Below are 2,439 nucleotides of genomic sequence, written 5' to 3' on the forward strand. Positions count from 1 at the left end.
TGTGTTTCGGCGTGCAAGTTTGACCCCGATTGAGGGGTGATCGGCATCCAATTTCGACCCCTCTTGTGTGTGGGCGAAGCTACCTGCTCCGAGGCTGGAGCGGGTGGGTCGGGAGATGCTGGTTGTGGAGACGATTGCGCGCATCCGACGCGAGTTCTTCGTCAAAGGCAAGTCGATCAAGGAGATCGTCCGCGAGTTGAAGGTCTCGCGCAACACCGTACGCAAGGTGCTGCGCTCGGAGGCCACCAGCTTCTCCTACCAGCGGCAGGTCCAGCCCTTGCCGCGGCTGGGGCGCTGGAGAGACGACCTTGATCGCCTGCTGGTGACGAACGCCAGCAAGGTGGCCCGCGAGCGCCTGACCCTCATCCGGGTCTTCGAAGAGTTACGGGCCCTGGGCTATGAGGGCGGCTACGATGCCGTACGCCGCTACGCCCGGAACTGGCACCGCGAGCGCTCCGCCGCCGTGGATGCTTATGTGCCGCTCACCTTCGCGCCGGGCGAGGCCTATCAGTTCGATTGGAGCCACGAGATCGTCTTGATCAACGGCGCCACCGTGGTGATCAAGGTCGCTCATATGCGGCTGTGCCACTCGCGCATGCCGTTCGTGCGCGCCTATCCGCGCGAGAGCCAGGAGATGGTCTTCGATGCCCACGACCGGGCGTTCGCTTTCTTCAAGGGCACGTGCCAGCGCGGTATCTATGACAACATGCGCACCGCCGTGGAGGCGATCCTCGTCGGGCGCGAACGCACCTATAACCGTCGCTTTCTGCAAATGTGCAGCCACTACCTCGTCGAGCCGGTGGCCTGCACGCCGGCCTCAGGCTGGGAGAAGGGCCAGGTCGAGAACCAGGTCGGTCTGGTGCGGGAGCGCTTCTTCACGCCACGGCTGCGGGTCAAGAGCTACGACGAGCTCAACGCCTGGCTGCTCGATCGGTGTGTCGCCTTCGCCAAGGCCCACAAGCATCCCGAGTTCCCCGGCCAGACGGTCTGGTCCTGCTTCGAGAAGGAGCGGGCGCATCTCGTTCCTTATGCGGGCCGCTTCGACGGCTTCCACGCCGTCCAGGCCTCGGTGTCCAAAACCTGTCTGGTTCGCTTCGACAACAACCGATACTCGGTCCTGGCCAGCGCGGTCGGGCGTCCGGTTGAGATCCGCGCCTATGCCGAGCGCATCGAGATCCGCCAGGATGGGCGGGTGGTCGGCGAGCACCCGCGGTGCTTTGGCCGGGATCGGACCGTCTACGATCCCTGGCATTATGTGCCGGTGCTGAGCCGAAAGCCCGGAGCGCTCCGCAATGGAGCGCCGTTCAAGGACTGGGTGCTGCCAGCTGCCCTGGAGCGGGTCCACCGCAAGCTCATCACGGTGCGGGATGGCGACCGGCAGATGGTGGCGATCCTCACGGCTGTCTTGAGTGATGGCCTGGCTGCGGTCGAGGCTGCCTGTGCCGAGGCTCTCAGCCAGGAGGTCTACTCGGCCGACGTGGTTCTTAACATCCTGAGCCGCCATCGCGAGCCGGCTCTCCCGACCACGATCATGACCCCGGATGCCCTGCGGCTGCGGCATGAGCCGGTGGCCGACTGCGCCCGCTACGATGCCTTGAGGAGGATGGTGCGATGATGGAGCGTTCCGAGATCCTGGCCGCCATGGGCCAGTTGAAGCTGTTCGGCATGAGGGCGGCCTTCGACGAGATCGTCACCACTGCAATCAAGCGCTCTCACGAGCCACAGCGCGTCGTGGGCGATCTGCTCACCGCCGAGATCGCCGAGAAGCACGCCCGCTCGATCAAGTACCAGATGACGCTCACCAAGCTGCCCCTGGCCAAGGACGTCGAGGAATTCGTCTTTGCCGACACCCCGGTCAACGAGACCTTGGTTCGGGATCTGGCCGGTGGCGACTTCCTTGCGCACCAGCGCAATGCAGTGCTCATCGGCGGCACGGGAACCGGCAAGACGCATCTGGCGATTGCGATCGCACGGTCCTGCATCCGGGCTGGGGCACGAGGACGCTTCTACAACGTGGTCGATCTCGTCAACCGGCTTGAAGCGGAGACGCGCTCGGGCCGGCAGGGGCGGCTGGCCGAGTACCTGACCCGGATGGACTTCGTGATCCTGGACGAACTGGGCTACCTGCCATTTGCGCTCTCAGGCGGCCAGCTTCTGTTCCATCTGATCAGCCGGCTCTACGAGCAGACTTCGATCCTCGTCACCACGAACCTCGCCTTTGGCGAGTGGCCGAGCGTGTTTGGCGATGCCAAGATGACAACCGCGCTGCTGGACCGACTAACCCATCACTGTGACATCGTCGAGACCGGCAACGAGAGCTGGCGCTTCAAGAACAGGGCCTGAGCCGTCAAATCTCATAACCATCGCTCCGGATCCGTCATCACGTGCGGGGTCAAAGTTCAACGCCGATCCGGGGTCATTCTTCAAAGCTGATTGACA

At 64.0% G+C, this 2,439-nt stretch carries 1 protein-coding gene and 1 pseudogene; both read left to right on the forward strand.

The window, feature by feature from the left end:
- Positions 1–115 precede the first annotated feature (115 nt).
- Positions 116–1,603: pseudogene (gene istA, locus FS320_RS41780) on the forward strand (IS21 family transposase); the annotation flags it as partial.
- An 8-nt stretch (positions 1,604–1,611) separates the two neighbouring features.
- Positions 1,612–2,343 carry an IS21-like element helper ATPase IstB gene (gene istB, locus FS320_RS41785; protein ID WP_274597299.1) on the forward strand — a complete coding sequence of 244 codons (732 nt, stop codon included), beginning with the start codon at positions 1,612–1,614 and terminating at the stop codon, positions 2,341–2,343.
- The last annotated feature ends 96 nt before the right edge of the window (positions 2,344–2,439 follow it).

Origin of the sequence: Microvirga tunisiensis (assembly GCF_009296175.1) — a bacterium.
GTDB lineage: Bacteria > Pseudomonadota > Alphaproteobacteria > Rhizobiales > Beijerinckiaceae > Microvirga > Microvirga tunisiensis.